Genomic DNA, 17,344 nt, shown 5'->3' on the forward strand with positions numbered 1-17,344 from the left:
CCGAACAAGGACACGCATGCCCCCGACCGACACGGTGACGGCCCTTCCGGCCCGGCAGACCCTGCCCGCAGAAGAGCGCCACGCCACCGAACTCGCCTTCCTCGCCGCCCATGACGCGGGCCCCCGCCCGCCCGGCTGGAGGCTGACACCGCGTTCCGTGATCACCTTCGTCTGCGGCAGCGGCGGCGAGACCCTCAAGCTCCCCGAGCCGCACGGCACGCTGCCGGACCGTCTGGTCATCACCCCCAAGTTCGTCGGCGAACGCGCCCTGGTGGAACGGTGCGTGGTCACCCTCGCCGGAGAACGCGGCCTTCTGCTGGTGGGCGAGCCGGGCACGGCCAAGTCGATGCTCTCCGAACTGCTGTCCGCCGCCGTCTGCGGCACCAGCGCGCTGACCGTGCAGGGCACCGCGGGCACCACCGAGGACGCCATGCGCTACGGGTGGAACTACGCCCTGCTGCTCGCCCAGGGCCCCACGCCCCAGGCGCTGGTCGACTCCCCGGTGCTGAACGCCATGCGCGCCGGCCGGGTGGCCCGCGTCGAGGAGATCACCCGCTGTCTGCCCGAAGTGCAGGACGCCCTGGTGTCGATCCTGTCCGACCGTCGGATGAGCGTGCCCGAGCTGGCCGGCACGGACGACGCCCAGGTCGCGGCCGCCCCCGGATTCACCGTCATCGCCACCGCCAACCTGCGCGACCGCGGTGTCTCGGAGATGTCCGCGGCGCTCAAGCGCCGCTTCAACTTCGAGACGGTGCACCCGATCGCCGACGTCGACGCCGAGACCTCGCTCGTGCGCCGACAGGCCGTGGCGGCCGTCGAGCGGGCGGGCGCCGCCTTCGGCGTCGACGACGCGGTGCTGGACGTACTGGTCACCGTGTTCCGTGATCTGCGGGCCGGACGGTCCGCGGAGGGCTGGGACGTGGAGCGGCCCGGAACGGTGATGTCCACGGCCGAGGCCGTGCAGGTCGCCGTCTCCCTCGGCGTGGCCGCCGCCTACCTTCCCGGCGCCGACTCCCTCGATCTGGTGCCCGGTCACCTCTTGGGCGTGGTCCGCAAGGACGACCCGGCCGACCACGCGCGTCTGCTCGGCTACTGGGACGGTCCGGTGCGCCGCCGCGCCGAGGACGGTTCCGCCGTGTGGCGCCGCCTCTGGGACCTGCGGGAGAACCTTCGGTGACGCACACCCAGGATCCACGGGCGGCCGTCACCGCCCTCGCCGGCTCCGTGGCGCCGTACCTGCTGGGCGTACGGCACCACAGCCCGGCGCTCGCCTCGGCGGTACCCGCTCTGCTCGACGCCTACGGTGCGGAGGTGGTGTGCGTGGAGCTGCCCGCCGACTTCCAGCCGTGGCTCACGCATCTGGCCGCGCCGGGCACCGTCGCGCCGGTCGCGCTCGCCGGGGCGGGCGAGAACGGGCGGCTCGGCTTCTATCCGTTCGCCGACTTCTCCCCGGAGCTGGCAGCGGTCCGCTGGGCACGGGAGCGCGGAGCGGACGTCGTCTGCTGTGATCTGCCGATGTCCGACCCGCGGTGGAACGCGGACGGGCCGTTGCCGTCGGGTGACACGCGGACTGCGGTCGCCGACGAGGCCTCCGTGGCCGTGGCCGTGCCCGTCTCTTTCGGGAACGCGCTCGCCGCGTCCGGGACCGGGCGGGACGACGACGATCTGTGGGACCGCTGTGTCGAGGTCCTCGCCCCCGGCTCCGCTCCCCAGGCGATCCGCCGCGCCGCCCTGAGCGTCGGCTGGGCACTGCGCAGCGACGCCGCGGCCTCGGCCGGGATACCCGCGGTGGACCTCGCCCGGGAGGCCCACATGCGCGGGGCGATCGCCCGCGCCACGCGTGACGGACGCCGGGTCGCGGCCGTCGTCGGCGCGTTCCACGCTCCGGCGCTGACGAACGCGGCCCTGTCACCGGATCCAGGGCCGGGTGCGCGTCCGGCCGGGGATCGGGACCCGGGTGACAGCGCGGTGGGGTCGACAGCGGCCGATCACAGCATCGCAGGAGAGCACCCGAGCGTCGTCACCTCGCTCGTCCCGTACGCGTTCGACCTGCTGGACTCCCGGTCCGGTTATCCGGCCGGCATCCGGGACCCCCGCTGGCAGCAGGCGGTGTTCGAGGCCGCCGGTGACCCCGAGCAGGTGCGGGGCGCCGCCGCGCGAGCGGTCACCCACGTGTGCCGGGAACTCCGAGCGGCGGGGCACACCGCCGGAACGGGCGAGGCCGCCGAGACCCTGCGGATGGCCTGCGACCTCGCCAGGGTGCGCGGGCTCGCGGCGCCGGGGCGGGGTGAGGTGATCGAAGCGCTGACGACCGTGATGGGCCAGGGTGAACCGCTCGGCCGCGGCCGAGCCCTCGCGCGAGCACTCGAAGTGGTCCTGGTCGGCACCGACCGGGGCCGGATCGCACCGGGCACGCCCCGTTCCGGTCTCGGCCCGTGCGTGGAGGCGGAGGTCGCCGCGCTGCGGCTGCCCGGCCCGGACGACCCCGCATCGAGAGAGGTACGGCTCGACCCGCTCCGTTCGGCCCTCGACGGCCGCCGCGAGATCCTCCTCCAGCGCCTCGCCGCGTGCGGCGCGGGCTACGGCGAGGCCGTCGCGGTGGCCGGTACGGGCGACGCCGCCGCACTGACCACGCGGTGGCGAGTGTCATGGACCCCGGCCGTCCCCGTACGGCTGGACCTGGCCGGAGTACGAGGCGTGACCGCGGCGCTGGCCGCCGAAGGCACCCTGCGCGACGACTTCCGCAGGGAGTCGGCGGACGGCGGTCCCACCTGCGCCCACGTCCTCACGGCGCTCGCTGCGGCCGCCCGCTGCGATCTCCCCGCGCTGGTGTCGGAGCGCCTGGCCGATGCCGCCACCGTGCTCCCCGCCGCCGCCACGCTGCCCGAACTCCTCACCGCGCTCGATCTGTTGGAGGGCCTGTGCCGCGGCCATCTGCCCGGCACCACAGCGAGCAGCCGACAGCTCGCCGTCGTACTGGCCACCGACCTGCTGGAGTCGGCGGTCCGGACCCTTCCCGGTCTGGCGGGCAGCGACCGGCCGGAGGACGCGGCCGCGCTCATCGAGCTTGCCTCGCGGGCCGGTGAACACCGTCTCGGGCTGCGGATGGACGACGCGCTCGGCACCCTCGCCCGCGGGGGCTCCCCGCTCGTCCAGGGCGCGGCTCTGGCCGCCCGGGTCCTGCTCGACCTCGATGACGCGGACACCCTCGGCGCGCGTGCCGCCGGCTGGATCGACGCGGCCACCGGCCCGGACGCCCGGCATGCGCTGGGCCGTCGCCTCGGTGGGCTGCTCAGCGGTGCGGCCGCCCTGCTCCAGTCGGCGCCGACAGCGCTGGACCCACTTCTCGACCGGATCGACACGCTCGACGACCAGGGTTTCCTCGACCGGCTGCCCGCCCTGCGCGGAGGCTTCGACACGCTCAGCCCGGCGGGCCGCGACCGCCTCCTGCACACGGTGACCGAACGGCTGGGCGACCGTCTCGACCTGTCGCTCACGGCCTCGCCGCGCCTCCTGGCTCTGTGGACGGCCGCGGACGCGGCGGGACTCGAAGCCCTCCGCGCCCTGCGTCTGCCGACCGGCGGGAACGGGGCGGCGCCCACGGACTCCGGGGCGCGCGGTGGCGCCGACAAGACCGAACACCCCGTATCCGTGCCCACCGCCGTTCCGCGCTCCGAACAGGCACCCACCACCACAACCCCGTCCGCCACACTCCGGATCACCCCCACCGACCGCTGGCGGCTGCTCCTCGGCCGGGAGACCGAGAAACTCCCGCAGAGCGCCCGGCGATACGCGCACGCGCTCGACGAGTTGTACGGCACCGGCCGCGGCGAGGGCTCCTCGGACCTCGGCCGGGAAGGCGGCGCCCAGGGGCAGGGCGGCGGCCGGGACGCGTCGTTCCCGACGGCCCGCGATTGGGCCGAGGAACTGGAGTCGTTGTTCGGAGCGGAGGTCCGCGAGGAGGTCCTGGCACGCGCCGCCGACCAGGGCCGAAGCGACGTACTGGCCGAGCTCGACCCCCAGGCGGTCCGCCCGTCGGTCGACCTGCTGACCTCCGTCCTGTCCCTGGCGGGCGGAATGCCCGAGCAGCAACTGGCCAGGCTGCGCCCGCTCGTTCGCCGTCTCGTCGACGAACTCGCCAAGGAGCTCGCCACCCGGATGCGCCCGGCCCTCACCGGACTCGCCACTCCCCGTCCCACCCGGCGGCCCGGAGGGCGGCTCGACCTGCCGCGCACCCTGCGGGCCAACCTCGCCCACACGCGCCGAACCGCCGACGGGCGGACCGTGGTCGTACCCGAGCGGCCGGTGTTCAGCACCCGCTCGCGCAAGGAGGCGGACTGGCGGCTGATCCTCGTGGTCGACGTGTCCGGATCGATGGAGGCCTCCGTCATCTGGTCGGCCCTGACCGCGGCCGTCCTGGGGGGCGTCCCCACCCTGTCCACGCACTTCCTCGCCTTCTCGACGGACGTGATCGACCTGACGGACCGGGTCGACGACCCGCTGTCCCTGCTCCTGGAAGTACGGGTCGGCGGCGGCACCCACATCGCGGCCGGGCTCGCCCACGCCCGCTCCCTGGTCACCGTGCCCAGCCGGACCCTCGTGGTGGTCGTGAGCGACTTCGAGGAGGGCTACCCGCTGGGCGGACTCCTCGGCGAGGTACGGGCCCTGGCGAGCTCCGGGGTGCACCTGATGGGATGCGCCGCCCTGGACGACACCGGTACCCCGCGCTATTCGGTGCCCGTCGCCCAGCAGCTCGTCGCGGCCGGCATGCCCGTGGCCGCGCTCAGTCCCCTCGCCCTCGCCCGCTGGGTGGGCGACCGCCTCCGCGGAGAGACCCCATGAACCCCGAACTGCCCCCGGTGGCGCCCGATGTGGTCGCCTCCGCCGTCGAGAGTCTCACCTCCCGGCTGCGCAAGAAGCTGGACGCCTCGGTCGAGTCGTACGCGGCCCTTCCGGTCCTCGTCGACGGACCCGTCCGGCGCGTGCGGTGCGGAGAGGACGCCGAGGTCACGCTCACCCCCGATCCCTCCGGCGCCGTCACGGACGCGGGCCAGGCGGTGTGCAGTTGCCTGCTCGCCCCCCGGTGCCTGCACCGGGCCGCCGTCCTCACCGCCTGCCCGCTGGCCGACACCGCCGTGGAGGATGCGGTCGAGGGCGGCACCACGCCGGAGGAGAGCTCCCCGGCCTCGGTGGGCGCGGCGGGAGCCGCGCCGACCGGCACCAGGTCCGGCGCCCCGTCCGTCGCCGGGCACGAGGAGGCCGTCACAGAACCCGGGAAGGCGGTCGCAGCGCCCAGGACGACTCTCGCGGAGCCGCCACAGGAGACCGTCCCGCTCACCGATGCCCAGGTGGCCGCCGCGGCCGAGCTGTGGACGGCCGCGGCGACGGTGCTCGCCGCCGGTGTGCCCGCCGCGGGCGCGGTCCCCCAGGCGGAGTTGCTCAGGGCCGCGCACACCGCCCGGCTTGCGGGCCTGCACCGTGCCGAGGCGGCCGCGCTGCGCGTCGTACGCGGATTGCGTGGGGCGCGCGCCCGCCACGACGGCCACCGGCTGGCCGACCTGGTCGCGAACGTACGGGAACTGCTGCTCACCACCGTCCTGCTGGCCGCGGCCGACCCCGAGCAGGCTCTGATCGGCACCGCCCGCCGCACCTACCGGCCGGGCGGCAGCCTGCGGGTCCACGGGGTGTGCCGGGAACCGGTGATCGCGGCCACCGGCTACGGCGGCGTCGTCACCCATCTCGTCTCCGAGGACGGACGCTGGTTCTCGGTCGCCGACGTCAAGCCCGGCGGCCCGGCCCGCGCCCTGGGCGCGGCCACAGCCACCGTCGCGCTCGGCTCGGGGAACCTCGATCACGCCCAACTCGCCCGTGGCGGGCTGCTGATCTCCGGTGCCACGGTCTCCTCGGACGGCCGCCTCGGTTCGGGCAAGGGGGTACGGGCAACCCCGGTCGCCGGTCAGTCGTGGACGTCCGGCCCGCTCCCCGCCCTGTTCGCCCGCCCGCTCGCCGAAGCCGTCGCCGAACGGCTCGCCGTGGCTCCGGGTGCCGACCCGGAACAGGCCGAGCAGGCGGCGCGCGAACTGGTCGGCTGCGACCTCGTGCTCGTCGGGGCGGCCGGTGAGCATCTGATCGCCCGGGAACTCACACCCGGGCAGCCGGATGCGGAGGGTCTCCTGATCCGCCTGGCTCCGTCCAACGGCCATCCCGGCCTCGCCCACACGGCCAACTTCCGTCGGCTCGCGTCCCGGCCGGGGCTGCGGCTCCGGGTGATCGGCCGTCTGGACCCCGACCGCGCGGCAACGCTCCGCCCGCTGGCGGTCGCCCCCCTGCCGGACACCGAGGCGACGCTGCGACTGCCCGCGGGCTGGCACGGCCGCGCCGACCTGGGCTACGACCGTCTGGAGGGCGCGCATCTCCCGCCGCTCGACGTCATGCCGACAGCACCTGTCCTGGCCGGCCCGAGCAATGTCCCGGCGGACCCGCTGGCGGAAGCCCCCCTGTGGCGGCTGCGGCGGCTGATCGAGGTCGCCGTGTCGGGTGGCCGCAGAGTCGTCGCCGAACCCGCGCGCGACGGCGACCGGAGCGGGGGCGGGGCGGCCTTGCGGCGCAGCGGATTCCACACGGCAGCGGACTTGGCGGCCGACCTCACCGCGGAGGCCGACCGGCGCACCCGCGACGTCTTCGGCCGCACCGCCGAGGCCGACCCGGACCGGTACGCACGGGCGTGGCTCGCCGCGGCCGTCTATCTGGCGGGCGTCGAGCGGGCGTTGGTACGGGCCACGTGGCAGCCGGAGACCACGGGTTCCTGCCGGGGCACGTGAAACGGCTGTCGTAGGGCCTGACCAGGGCTGTCCCCCGCCCCGCCGGACGGGGGGCAGCCCTGGAGCGAGTGGCGGCGTGCTCAGCGCACGTCGACGAAGTCGCTGGTGGCGGTCTTGGCGCCGGTGGTCGTGGTGCCGGCGAAGTTCCACCGCCAGTACCCGTCGGTGGAGGCCGTGACCGTGGTCTTCAGTCCCCCGGTGCTGCTGGTGTTCACCGTCTTGACGGTGGTGTAGGTGCTGGCGCCCTTCTTGCGGAACTGGAGCTTGACCGGCTGGCTGGTGTAGCCGTGGTACTGGTGGTCGTCCCAGTTCGCCCGCTTGAGCGTGCCCGTGACGGTGAGGGTCTTGCCCTTGGTCACCGGCTCCGGAGACGCGTTCGTCGTCAGCGTGCTCGCACGCTTGAGGCGGAAGCTGTCGATGCGCTCGTCCCACCGGTAGTCGTCGTCGAGGGCGTCCACCCAGGAACCGACGTACCAGGTGCCGGCCTGGCTGTTGTCCAGGTCGACCCGGGGGTCGAAGGTGAACGAGTGCGTGCACTCGCTGTCCGTCTCGCAGATGGTCTCGTCGTCGGCGAACCCGGCGCCGGGGCCTTCCAGCGTGGTGTCCGCCGAGAGCAGGCCCGAGTCGTCGTAGGCGTAGATCGTCACGTCGAACGTCTTCGCGTACGTGGTGCCGATGACGACGTCCGAACCGTTGTTGACGGTCACACCCAGGATCTCGGTGTCGCCCCAACCGCCGTCGGCGTGAGCCGCCGGCGCCACGAGCCCGATGACTCCGAGCGCGGCGGCGAGAGACAGGGCTACGCGCTTGCCCATGTGGTTGTTCTCCTTCTTTCAGGTCACTGCGCGCACGAGGGCGGCGGTGGCCTTGCAGGCAGCCCTGACGTCGCGGCTCTTCCTCGGTCGCAGGTTGTGCGGTCGAGGCGGATCTCCGCGTCGCAGGTCAGGTGATGAGCAGCGAGTTTCGCAGACGGACGCTCATCGTGCAGCACCCGTGATGATCTTGTGATGAATGTGAAAACACGCAGCTCAGAAGCCTCGATCGCTGGCCCGCCCCTTGAGGCTGCGCCTCGATCGTGGAGCCGGAGTGGTGCGGAGGAGAAGCTGGCCCACTGACGCCGGAACTGGGGTCCTGGGACGGGCCGTTAGGATCGGCCCATGACTGCACATCAGGCGGATGCCTCGTAGGTCCCCGCGCGAGCTGAGGGCCACCGCGCCCGAGGGGCCGAGCGAGCGTGCGATGAGCTCGTTGCTCGTCGGCTGGTGCCCTGGACCTCCGGTGTGCGGCGCCCTGCACACGTACCTCTTCGTCGATGGCCTCGACCTGGTCGCGCGCAGCGACAGCCGAATGGTCGGCCTCGATCCGCGGCGACTGCTCCGCCCGGGCGGACCGCTCCATCCCGCGGACAGGCCGCGCACCGTGGACGTGGCGACCCAGGAGCGGCCCGTGCCGGGACCGGACAGGCTGGCGATCCACATCCGGCTCCGGGGTGAGACGGTCACCTGGTCCGAGCCGGCGTACCCCGGACCCGATGGCGGGCCCGTCGAGGAGGTTCACTTCCACCTGAAGCAGTACCTGGGTGAAATCGCGCGAGCGTACGCGGCGTCGAACCATCGAACAACCAGCCCTGATCACCGGTGAGCTGCCACCGGGATCCGCCCGTACCCCGCAGGCGGCGCCCGCCCGCACCGCCGTCCCGGCCACCCTTCCGTGTCCAGTACCGCCCGTTCGGCGGCGCTGAGCACGGAGGGCGCCAGGAATCCATTCATCATGCAACCCCCCAGGCACACCACCACCGCCGGACAAGCCCCACCCGAAACCCCCGACATCGCCCCACCCGCCGACGCGAAGCCGGGGCCGCACCCCAGCCACGATTTGGAGGCGCGCATGGCCGCGGTCAAAGAGGACATGGACGCCCGTCTCGCCCTGGCGGCCATCGCCTACGAGGTCAACGCCGCGCACATCGAGACGCCCCCGGTCGACTGGTCCGACATCGCAGCACCGCCGTCTCCCATCGCACCAGCCGCCCCCACCGCACCGCCCCCGGTCCCCAGCCCGTACGCGACCCCCATCGCGGCTCTGCTGCACCGGGCCTCCCTGCGGCTGCGGGAAGGCGGCTGGTGCGCGGGAGCGCTCACCGACGAAGAAGGGCGCTTGTGTTCACAAGGCGCGATCCGCAGGGAATCCCGCGGCGACCGCGACCTGGAGGCACAGGCCATGGACGTGCTGCTGGAAGCGATCCGCCGACGGTTCGGTCCCCACGTGGAGTCGGTACCGTCCTTCAACGACGCCTGGGCGAACGGGCGCGAACCGACACGCATGTTGGAGCAGGCGAGCATCCTCGCGGACGCCCGCGGTATCTGAATCCGCGGGCCGGCGTGCCTGGAGCGGCCGAGTTCGCCTACCCGATCGTAACGCTGGAGGCGGCGGAGCGGTTGTGGGCGACCGTCGAGGCCACTCCCCCGTCGGCCGCGGTGGCGGTCGTCGGGGCCGGTCCGACCGGTATCGAGACCGCCGCCGAACTGGCGGAGACCGGCCGCGCGGTGACCCGGGCGGGTCAGCCTTTCCGGGTTGCGGACACACCGCCGTCAGCCGCCTCGTCGGCGCGGCGCTGGCCAACATAGGGACGGGTGGAACAAGGGCCGCCGCCCCATGGGAATCGATCTGCCGGCCAGGGCCCGCTTCCACTCGATCGATTCAGAAGGCGACTGGACCGCCTCGCCGACTGAACTCACCGCCCGGTCTCGAACGAGATCACCGATTGGCCTTCACTTCACCACTCCCGCGGAGATGCCCCGGCCTCGATACGCCCTGGTTCACAACTGTCCGACGGTGCAGGTACGTTGCTCGATCCATGACGTCCGTTGCACCCGAACCACCATCCACCGCTTTGCCGGATTGGCCGCACTGCGCCCGCGGCGCCGCCCCCGCGATCGATCCGGTCGGTTGCCGCGGCATTCAGGTCGATGGACATATCGCATGCTTGGCCCATCTGCCCGAGCGCCTCCGCACCGCCTACCTTGCCGGCCTCTCCCCCGGCACCGACCTCGACCACCGCGGCACCCCCTTCACCCCCTTCACCCCAGAGCTGCTGGGCCGGCTGCTCGACGCTCTGCGCTCACACGCTCCCGAGGCGCCGCGTCGACGGTTTCAGGGCCCGGGCCACAAGTGCCGACCAGCGACTGTCGGACTGTGCCGGCCTGCGAAGAGGTTCGCGGCCACGGCCCCGCTCCGGGCCAGGTCGGCGGCAGCAGCGTCGCTCGCTACGGTGTGGGCGATGCCTCGGTGAGGGACATCCAGTGTCGGACGGTCATCTGGTGGGAACCGGTCGCCGTGCCCTCGGCGACTTCCTCCGCGTCCGCGACGGAGCATGGCACTCCCGAGCGAGTCAGCAGGACGAGCGGCCACTCGGGGCCCGGACCGGGGCCCACTCCGTCGAAGGCGGTCCAGTCCCAGGGACCGTCGAATCGCCAGGCCCGCCCGGCGGTGTCGGCGACCTCGTCGCCCGGCTGCAGAAACGCGTACGGCCGCATCAGCAGGTCGAAGGTGAACGGGATCCCGTCGCCCGGGTTAAGGGTGTAGCCCGTGCCGTCGAGATGGCTGCCGTCCGGATACTCCGGGTAGGACCGTCCGCGGCGCAGCACGGTGACGGTCAGCCTCGGGCGCGGTAGCCAGCCCGTCTCCAGGGGAGGGTCGTGGTGGTCGACAGCGGTCACGTGGACCACGGTCGGCGGAACTCCGACCCGGCAGGCGTCTCCCGCCTTCAAGACTTCCGGCGACGGATCGGTCAGGAACAACTCCGACTCTGCCTCCGGCGCGACATATCCGCCCCTGTCCACACCCAGGGCAACGATCCCGTTCCAGTGAAAGAAGTCGCTGTCGGTGTCGATGCGCCACCACGGCCACCGCACCGACACGTCGTCCCACATCACGCCTCGTTCGACCCTGGTCGGCGTGAACGGGCAGGCGACCGACAGCACGTCTCCGACCCGGAACTCCCCCTCGAACACCATCGATCCAGGCTAGAACAGGCAGGAGCTCGCGACACCGGCCGGCCCGCGCGCCACCCCAAAGGCTCGGCCGGACGAGCGGCCGCGGCACCGCATCTTGCGCGGTACTCCCTCGCGATGGCCACTGTCACAGTGTCACAACCGTGTTCGAAGATCGCTCCCTCTCGGCACGAACGGGCGGAAGCATCGCTCCCATGAGGCACTATCACCGGGACATTCCGAATCCCGGGGGACTTCTCATGGCTTACGCACTTCGTTCACGCCGCACCACCGCCGCACTCGCCGCTCTGTCGCTCGGCCTCTTGGCACTGACCGCATGCAACGGCGACGCCGATAAGGACACGGCCACCCCGGGAGCGCAGGCGAGCCCGTCCGGTTCGAGTTCGGACAAGGGCGCGGGCTCTTCCTCGCCGACGGCCGGCCCGGGTGACGGTGGCAGCGGCAGCGGCAGCGGGAAGTCCTCCGCCAAGCCCAGCGCCCCGGCGTCATCGGAGCCCGGGGCCGACGACGGTCAGGACGGAGGCGTGGGCATGTGCGAGACGGCCGACTTGAGCTACAACGTCACCGTCGCGTCCCGGCCCGTGAACCACGCCCTGCTGACCGCGGCCAACAAGGGCAGCGACCCCTGTCTGCTGGCGGCGAACGAGCTCGTGCTCACGATTCCGGGGCTCGACGGCGCCGCCGGACGCATGGGCCCCGACGGCAAGGACTGGATTCTGAAGCCCGGCGAAAAGGCCTACGCCGGGATCTTGTTCTCCCGCGCCGACACCGCGGGCGGCAAGAGCGTCGACAAGGTGGAGGTCGCGCTCACCGCTTCCGAGAGCCCGACGACGGTGTCGATCAACGGCGGCCCCGTAACGGTCAACGACATGCAGGTCACCACCTTCTTCGGCACCGCCGAGGACGCGCTCACGTACTGATCGCTCCGGTCCAGGAGGGCAGGGCCTCCTGGACCTGGTGACGTCCTGGGCGGATGTGCGAGGCATCGCCACCCTGGCGAATGCCCCGTGACCGCTCGCTTCGTCAGGGGAGGGAGACTGGCTTCGGGCGCCGGCCACCTTCTCGGGGGGCCGGGGACTTCGACAGCCTGTGGGCCGACAAGGTGGCCGGTCCCGCCCGTTGTCCGCGTCGAGGATTTCGAGGCCGAGCGCGCTCCGTGGCCGGCCGGGCAAGTCGGTCTGCGGGCGATCGGCGCTCTGGTGACGGCGCCCTACCGAACGCCGTGCGGGCCCGCTGGACGCCCTGCTCGCCGACGAAATCCCCTACCGCGACGGCCGGCGAGGGCGCAGACTCGTCTCGTGGCTGACATGGGTTCGTTCCGGGAAGCGGTCACCGCGTGGGCCGCCGGTGGCCCCGGTGACCCCGCGCGCGAGCTGGCCGCGCGCCTGTCCGTCCGGGCAGCTGTCCTGCTCGAAGGGCCGAGCGACGCCGCGGCGGTCGACGCACTGGCCGACCGTCGCGGACGGGACCTGGCCGCCGAAGGGGTCTGCGTCCTTCCGATGGGCGGTGCGATGAGCGTCGGGCGCTACGCCCGCCTCCTCGGGCCGTCCGGCCTGGGCCTTCGCCTCACGGGCCTGTGCGACGAGAGGGAGCGCCCCTACTACGCCCGCGCCCTGGAGCAGACGAGTGCGGCGCCGCAGGAGTTCTTCGTCTGCGCTGCGGATCTCGAGGACGAGCTCATCCGCGCGCTGGGCGTGACCCGGGTGACGGAGCTCGTCCGGGCGGAGGGCGACGTGCGCGCCCTGCGGACCTTCCTGCGCCAGCCCGCGCAGCGGGGCCGCACCTCTGAGCAGCAGTTGCGCCGCTTCTTCGGCACGAAGAAGGGACGCAAGATCCACTACGGCCGCGTCCTCGTCGAGGCTCTCGATCCCGACCAGGTGCCCGCCCCGCTGGACGACTTGTTCACCAGCCTCTGACCGCCGGGCGTGCGCCCGGGTCCGTCAGGACGGTCCCGGAGCATGACGCGGCACCGTCTTCGGGGCACGCCGGGTGAGGGGGACGAGCGCGGCCGAGACCAGCAGGGCGACCATGCCGAGCAGTCCGACGGCCGAGGCCAGGTCGCCCACGGCGCCCTTTCCGGCGAGGAGGACCAGCGGGCAGAGGAACTCTCCGAGGAAGAACGCCGCCGTCCACAGTCCGGTGCCGCGTCCCCGGTCGGCGAAGTCGAGCCGGGACATCGCCAGCGTCAGCAGCGACGGCAGGAGCAGCCCCGTACCCACGCAGTTCAGCACGGCCCCGGCGATCAGCAGGGGAAGAGTATCGGCGGTCCCCATGACGAGGAAGCCGGCGGCGCACAGCAGGAAGAGGGCGGGCAGCCTGCGTCGTGGCCCGTCGGTGAGCCGGGTGAAGACAACGGAACCGAGCACGGTGGCGGCGCTGGCGGTCGCGGTGATCGCGCCGATCGCACCGGTTGACTCCACGCCCAAGTCGTCCAGGAGGTAGGCCATTTCGACGGGCACGGTGTAGAAGACGACGGCACCGATCACCGTGAGGAGACAGAGGCCCGCCATACGTCGTACGGGGAAGGGACGCCGCTCCGCCGCGGCCTCCTGCTCTCCCGCCGCGCGCTCGACGGCGGGGTGGGGAGACGGCAGCACCCGGGCCATCGCCGGGGCGAGCAGAAGGCCCACCGCGTACAGCCAGAAGGGCGCCCGCCAACCGGCCGCGCCCAAAGCGCCACCGAGCACGAAGAAGACAGTGGCGGAGGCCGACGCGCACATCGTCTGCAGGGCCAGGTACCGGTCACGGACCCTGCCGGTGTAGTAGTCGCCGATCAGAGTGGTGCAGCAGGTCATGACGGCTGCCTCGGCGACACCCACGAGCACGCGGCTTCCGACGATGCCGTACAGCGAGTCCAGCCACAGCGGCGCCATCCCGAACACGGCGTACAGCACGGTGGCCGCCACCAACAGGCGTTTGCGGCCGAGCCGGTCGACGACGGCACCCGCGAACGGGGCGAGCAGGAAGAGCGACAGCGCCGGGACGGTCAGCACGAGCGGGACCAGCACCGCCTCACCGGGAACGCCTTCGAAGTAGTCCTGCATACGCGGCAGAACGGGAGCGATCAGGACCGCGCCGAGGACAGGCAGACAGCTGCCGGCCATCAGCAGGGCGGCCGGCAGCCCGCCCTCGGCAGCCGGAAGATCACCGCGTCCGTGGGCGGGCAGGGCAGCGGAAGCAAGCATGACGGCACTCCAGGGCATGAGGCGGGAAGGCGGCGCCACGGAGCGAACGGGTCCAGCCGCGGGAGGGGGACCCCGGCGCAGGGGCGCGTGACGTGCCACGACTATGCGTTCCTGGGGTCCGGCCTGCCCACCCCTGGCGCGATTCACGTTTCGGATGACGGTGATCCAGGCCGTGGATGGTTCCTTGGTGGCGCGCCGACCGCGCCCACCGGACCAACCGCGCCCATCGGACCAACGCCGCCGACCGCACCAACCCCGTCGACCGCACCGACCGGAGCGGCGCACGCGGGCGCCCCGGAGCGCGTCCCTTCCCGCCCGTCACTCGGGAACGTCGGCCATGCGCCTGCCGACGCGGGCGGCCGTTTCCCGCAGCCAGATGTGGGCCGCGTCGTGGGTGTGCACCGGGTGCCACCAGAGCGCCTCCCGCAGGGGCACCGCCTCGTAGGGCGGCTCCAGCACGCGGACGGCGGCGATCGGTGCCATGAGCCGGGCGAGTCGGGCCTGGACGAGCGCGATGCGCCGGGTGCCCGCCACCAGCAGGGGCAGCAGCTGGAAGCTGTCGACGGAGACTTCCACACGTGGCTCGACGCCGAGCATGCCGAGCTGGCGCACGGCCGGGGCGTCGTAGGTGCGCTGGTAGGTGACCCACGGCAGCCGGGCGAGATCGTTCCGGGTGAGCCGGGTCTCGACGCTCGGGTGGTCGTCCGCGACGAGGAAGACCCAGCGGTCCTCGAAGAGCTCGGTGGCGGGGAAGTCGCTGACGACCCCGTGCGGCATGAGCAGGCCGTCCGTGGCGCTGAGCAGGGTGGAGGTGTCGTCGGTCACGGAGGGCGGAGTCTGGGTGAAGCGCAGCCGGATGCCGGGAGCCTCCTCGTGTACGACGCGGGCCAGTTCGGTGCCGAAGACGGCGACGGCGTAGTCGGACGCCACCAGCTTGAACTCGCGGCTCTCCTTGGCCGGGTCGAAGTCGGCCTGGCTGGCGAAGAGGCGTTCCAGCACGTCGTAGGCGGTGGAGGTGCGGTCCATGAGGACCTGGCCGAGGGCGGTGAGTTCGTAGTGGCCGCCGACGCGGGCGAGGAGGTCGTCGTCGAAGTGGCGGCGCAGCCGGGCAAGGGCCGCGCTCATCGCGGGTTGGCTGAGGCCGATGCGCTGCCCGGCGCGGGTGACGTTGCGCTCTTCCAGCAGGGCGCGCAGGGCGACGACGAGGTTGAGGTCGAGGCGGGCCAGATTCACGGACTTTCCCCTTGCGGTACGGCGCTGACCAGGGAGGAATAAACGCCATGGATGCCAATCATCCAAAGAATCTATTTCCCTGATCACGGGTGGCGGGTCCAGATTAGTCACACCGCAATCAGGAGGACATGTCCGTGAAACCTGAAGCCGCGTCCGCACTCTTCGCCGGACCCTTCGCCCTCGCCACCCTCTCGGCCCAGGACGGGCCCGCCTTCCCCGCCCTCGTCACGGCGGACGCCCACGTACTCGACCTCCGGGCCGCCTTCGGCGACGAACACCTGACCGTCCGCGGTCTCCTCGATGACTGGGACACGGCGCTGTCGCGGCTGACGGCACTGGCCGAAGACGGCGGTCGGGAGCGGACGCCACTGACGGACTTCCGGGTGCACGCACCGGTCGAGCCTCGCCAGGTGTTCCAGTCCGGCGCCAACTACCGGCAGCATGTCATCGACCTCCATGTCGCGCACCGCGACCCTGCCGACGAGCGGCCCGAGGCGGAGCGGCGTGCCGAAGCCGCGGAGATCATGGACCGGCGGGCCGCCGATGACCTGCCCTACGTCTTCATCGGCCTGCCGAGCGCCGTCACCGGGCCCTACGACGACGTCGTGCTCCCTGCCTGGGCCGAAAAGCCGGACTGGGAGCTGGAGTTGGCGGTCGTGATCGGCCGTCCGGCACACCGGGTGTCCGTCGACGAGGCACTGGACCACGTCGCCGGCTACACCATCGCCAACGACCTCACCGACCGCGCCACGGTCTTCCGCCGGGACATGCCGCAGATCGGCACCGACTGGCTGCGCAGCAAGAACGCGCCCGGTTTCACCCCGCTCGGCCCGTGGATCGTGCCCACAGCGTCGATCGCCGACACAGGTGACCTGCGGCTGACTCTGAAGCTGAATGGCGAGACGATGCAGGACGAATCCACCAAGGACATGCTCTTCGGCGTCGCCCGCATGGTCGCGTACGCCTCGCAGAGTGCCCGCCTGCTGCCCGGCGACCTGGTGCTCACCGGCTCGCCCGCCGGCAACGGCATGCACTGGGGACGCCTGCTGCGCGACGGCGACGTCATGGACGCCGCGATCACCGGACTCGGTGCCCAGCGCACCCGCTGCGTGGCGGAGACGTCATGACCATCGACCCGAGGGACCCGGAAGCCTCGATCGCCCGCGCGGCGAAGGCGTGCTCCAACTGGGGCCGCTGGGGCGAGGACGACCGGCTCGGCACGCTCAACCTCCTCGACGAGGCCAAGCGGCGCGAGGGCGCCGAGCTCATCCGCCGGGGCGTCAGCTTCTCCCTCTCCCAGCGGTTCGACATCGACGGCCCCCAGAAGGGCTGGCGGCGCCGTACGAACCCGGTGCACACCATGCTCGACACCGGCACCGACGCCGCGCTCGGCAACCAGGGGCTCCCCCACGGCATCGGCGGCGCCGATGACGTGATCGCCATGCCGCTCCAGTGCTCGACCCAGTGGGACGGCCTCGGCCACATCTTCGACCACGGCAAGGCGTGGAACGGCCGCCCGGCCGAGCGGGTGGTCACCTCCGACGGCGACCTGGTCACCGGCATCGAGCACATGGCCTCGCAGGTGGCGGGGAGGGGCGTCCTGCTGGACGTCGGCCGGGTGATCGGTACCGACGGCGAACTACCGGACGGTTTCGCGATCACCGAGGACCATCTGAGGGCCACCGCCGAGGCCCACGGCGTGGCGGTGGGACGCGGGGACATCGTCCTGGTGCGCACCGGCCAGCTCGCCCGGGTCCGCCGCGGCGGCTGGGGCGAGTACGCCGGCGGCCCGGCACCCGGCCTGTCCTTCACCACCGCCGGGTGGCTGCACGGCACCGAGATCGCCGCGATCGCCACCGACACCTGGGGGTTCGAGGTACGGCCGAACGAGTTCGAGCACGCCTTCCAGCCGCTGCACCAGGTCGCCATCCCTCATATCGGCCTGCTCATCGGCGAGATGTGGGACCTGGAGGCGCTCGCCGACGACTGCGCCGCCGACGGCGCGTACGCGTTCTGGCTCACCGCCGCACCCCTGCCCATCACCGGCGCGGTCGGCTCCCCCGTCAACCCGATCGCCGTCAAGTAACCAGCGGAA

General features: G+C 72.7%; 13 protein-coding genes and 1 pseudogene. 10 read left to right on the plus strand and 4 right to left on the minus strand.

The features are described from left to right. Positions 1 to 16 precede the first annotated feature (16 nt). The 3 genes from OG788_RS02925 to OG788_RS02935 are packed head-to-tail and all read left to right on the plus strand — an operon-like array spanning position 17 to position 6,821. Complete coding sequence (locus OG788_RS02925; protein ID WP_406368928.1) at positions 17 to 1,177, plus strand: AAA family ATPase; 1,161 nt, start codon at positions 17 to 19, stop codon at positions 1,175 to 1,177. Beyond that, complete coding sequence (locus tag OG788_RS02930) at positions 1,174 to 4,842, plus strand: vWA domain-containing protein (protein WP_406368930.1); 3,669 nt, start codon at positions 1,174 to 1,176, stop codon at positions 4,840 to 4,842. The genes OG788_RS02925 and OG788_RS02930 overlap by 4 nt, the downstream gene beginning before the upstream one ends. Beyond that, positions 4,839 to 6,821 (plus strand): hypothetical protein, encoded by a 1,983-nt coding sequence (locus tag OG788_RS02935; RefSeq protein ID WP_406368931.1) that lies wholly within the window; start codon positions 4,839 to 4,841, stop codon positions 6,819 to 6,821. Before OG788_RS02930 ends, OG788_RS02935 begins: the two co-directional genes overlap by 4 nt. Positions 6,822 to 6,901: 80 nt before the next feature. Here the strand turns inward: OG788_RS02935 and OG788_RS02940 are convergent, their stop codons facing one another. Further along, positions 6,902 to 7,636 (minus strand): calcium-binding protein, encoded by a 735-nt coding sequence (locus OG788_RS02940; RefSeq protein WP_406368932.1) that lies wholly within the window; start codon positions 7,634 to 7,636, stop codon positions 6,902 to 6,904. Positions 7,637 to 7,997: 361 nt separating this feature from the next. Between OG788_RS02940 and OG788_RS02945 the strand changes: the two genes are divergently transcribed. The 3 genes and pseudogenes from OG788_RS02945 to OG788_RS02955 form a co-directional block, all read left to right on the plus strand. Further along, positions 7,998 to 8,462 carry a hypothetical protein gene (locus OG788_RS02945; RefSeq protein ID WP_406368933.1) on the plus strand — a complete coding sequence of 155 codons (465 nt, stop codon included), beginning with the start codon at positions 7,998 to 8,000 and terminating at the stop codon, positions 8,460 to 8,462. Positions 8,463 to 8,591: 129 nt separating this feature from the next. After that, complete coding sequence (locus tag OG788_RS02950; protein ID WP_406368935.1) at positions 8,592 to 9,185, plus strand: hypothetical protein; 594 nt, start codon at positions 8,592 to 8,594, stop codon at positions 9,183 to 9,185. A gap of 14 nt (positions 9,186 to 9,199) precedes the next feature. After that, positions 9,200 to 9,370: pseudogene (locus OG788_RS02955) on the plus strand (FAD-dependent oxidoreductase); the annotation flags it as partial. A gap of 714 nt (positions 9,371 to 10,084) precedes the next feature. On the opposite strand, the gene OG788_RS02960 reads toward OG788_RS02955, so the two are convergent. Further along, positions 10,085 to 10,834 carry a hypothetical protein gene (locus tag OG788_RS02960; protein WP_406368937.1) on the minus strand — a complete coding sequence of 250 codons (750 nt, stop codon included), beginning with the start codon at positions 10,832 to 10,834 and terminating at the stop codon, positions 10,085 to 10,087. A 236-nt stretch (positions 10,835 to 11,070) separates the two neighbouring features. On the opposite strand from OG788_RS02960, the gene OG788_RS02965 reads away from it, so the two are divergent. Beyond that, positions 11,071 to 11,751 (plus strand): DUF4232 domain-containing protein, encoded by a 681-nt coding sequence (locus OG788_RS02965; protein ID WP_406368938.1) that lies wholly within the window; start codon positions 11,071 to 11,073, stop codon positions 11,749 to 11,751. Between the two features lie 378 nt (positions 11,752 to 12,129). Continuing rightward, entirely contained in the window at positions 12,130 to 12,747 is a 618-nt protein-coding gene (locus tag OG788_RS02970) for a TOPRIM nucleotidyl transferase/hydrolase domain-containing protein (RefSeq protein ID WP_351543333.1), read from the plus strand. 24 nt (positions 12,748 to 12,771) lie between these two features. On the opposite strand, the gene OG788_RS02975 is transcribed toward OG788_RS02970, so the two are convergent. Together OG788_RS02975 and OG788_RS02980 are read right to left on the minus strand one after the other, a co-directional pair. Beyond that, the gene (locus OG788_RS02975) at positions 12,772 to 14,016 is read right to left on the minus strand and encodes an MFS transporter (protein WP_406368939.1); all 1,245 of its coding nucleotides are present in this window, start codon (positions 14,014 to 14,016) and stop codon (positions 12,772 to 12,774) included. Between the two features lie 318 nt (positions 14,017 to 14,334). Next, complete coding sequence (locus OG788_RS02980; protein WP_351543338.1) at positions 14,335 to 15,249, minus strand: LysR family transcriptional regulator; 915 nt, start codon at positions 15,247 to 15,249, stop codon at positions 14,335 to 14,337. A 128-nt stretch (positions 15,250 to 15,377) separates the two neighbouring features. Here OG788_RS02980 and OG788_RS02985 point away from each other — a divergent pair, with 128 nt between their 5' ends. Next, entirely contained in the window at positions 15,378 to 16,376 is a 999-nt protein-coding gene (locus OG788_RS02985; protein WP_406368940.1) for a fumarylacetoacetate hydrolase family protein, read from the plus strand. Continuing rightward, positions 16,373 to 17,335, plus strand: a complete 963-nt coding sequence (locus OG788_RS02990; protein ID WP_406368941.1) for a cyclase family protein — start codon at positions 16,373 to 16,375, stop codon at positions 17,333 to 17,335. The genes OG788_RS02985 and OG788_RS02990 overlap by 4 nt, the downstream gene beginning before the upstream one ends. The last annotated feature ends 9 nt before the right edge of the window (positions 17,336 to 17,344 follow it).

This window comes from Streptomyces sp. NBC_00647, from assembly GCF_045207245.1.
Lineage (GTDB): Bacteria > Actinomycetota > Actinomycetes > Streptomycetales > Streptomycetaceae > Streptomyces.